The sequence below is a fragment of the Vibrio sp. Vb0304 genome (assembly GCF_033338995.1).
Classification (GTDB): Bacteria; Pseudomonadota; Gammaproteobacteria; order Enterobacterales; family Vibrionaceae; genus Vibrio; species Vibrio alginolyticus.
This window is the reverse complement of record NZ_JAWOTT010000210.1, coordinates 1-1,213: the sequence shown is the minus strand read 5'-3', so window position 1 is coordinate 1,213 and position 1,213 is coordinate 1. Positions and strand designations below refer to the sequence as shown.

Here is a 1,213-nt window from a genome sequence, read left to right as displayed (position 1 = left end):
GAACTAAGCCGTGGCGATATTAGCTTTAGGCAACTTAATCGAAATCAACGTTGTCAGCGCCAAGAAAGCGAAAGAGACCCACAAACACGCCGCTAGTCCTGCTTCTTGGTAAATCCACCCCGACAACACCGTGCCAATCAAACGTCCCATGGCGTTGGCCATGTAGTAAAAACCGACATCCAACGACACGCCGTCGCCTTTGGCATAGCTCACAATCAGATACGAATGCAGCGAAGAGTTAATGGCAAAGACCGCACCAAAAATCATCAGCCCAACCACAATCACGATTTCCGGCTGCCAACCAATTTGTACTCCGTAAGCAATCCCGCCGGTGATTAAGGCAAGAACCCCCGCCCACACTAATGCCGCACTTCCATCAGGCACGCGACCTTGCGCTTTACCCGTAATGCGCGGCGCAAAACCTTGCACAAAGCCATACGCGATCACCCATGATGCTAAAAAGCCACCAACCCACAAGTGATCCCAGCCAAATACGCTGCCGAGATAAACCGGCAAAGCCACCACAAACCAGACATCCCGCGCACCAAACAGGAACATACGCGCTGCGGACAAGATGTTGACCGATTCAGACTTAGAAAAAATGTGGCTAAACTTAGGCTTATTTTTCGCTTTGCCCATATCGGCTTCTAGCCAGATCATGCTGCAAATGAACACTACCGCGAGCACACTCGCCATAATAAGCATCGAGTTTTGGAAACCCACCCAAGACAACAACAAGCCACCGACAAAGAAACCCGCCCCTTTGAGTGCGTTCTTCGAGCCCGTCAAAATCGCCACCCATTTGTAAAGTGCGCCTTGCTGCTCATCTGGTACTAGCGTCTTAATCGCACTCTTGGCACTCATCTTGTTGAGGTCTTTAGCGATACCAGACAAAGCTTGCGCAGCCATCACCCAAGGAATCGTCAGCCAAGCGTTGGGCACTGCCAACATTAACAACGCAAACACTTGCATCGCTAGGCCAATATTCATGGTTTTGTTCAGGCCTAACCGGGCCCCTAACCAACCACCAATCAGATTGGTCACCACGCCAAAAAATTCATAGAAAAGAAAGAGCGAGGCAATGGCTAACGTTGAATAACCCAAGTCGTGAAAATAGAGCACCACCAGCATACGCAGCGCTCCGTCGGTTACGGTAAAGTTCCAATAGTTAAACGTCACTAACATGTACTGACGAATACTTTTGCTTAATTGA

General features: G+C 49.5%; 1 protein-coding gene. It reads right to left on the bottom strand.

The window, feature by feature from the left end; all coding sequences use genetic code 11:
* Positions 1 to 3: 3 nt before the first annotated feature.
* Positions 4 to 1,213 (bottom strand): organoarsenical effux MFS transporter ArsJ (gene arsJ / locus R7P35_RS25055; RefSeq protein ID WP_318093094.1); only part of this gene is annotated, 1,210 nt, incomplete at its 5' end.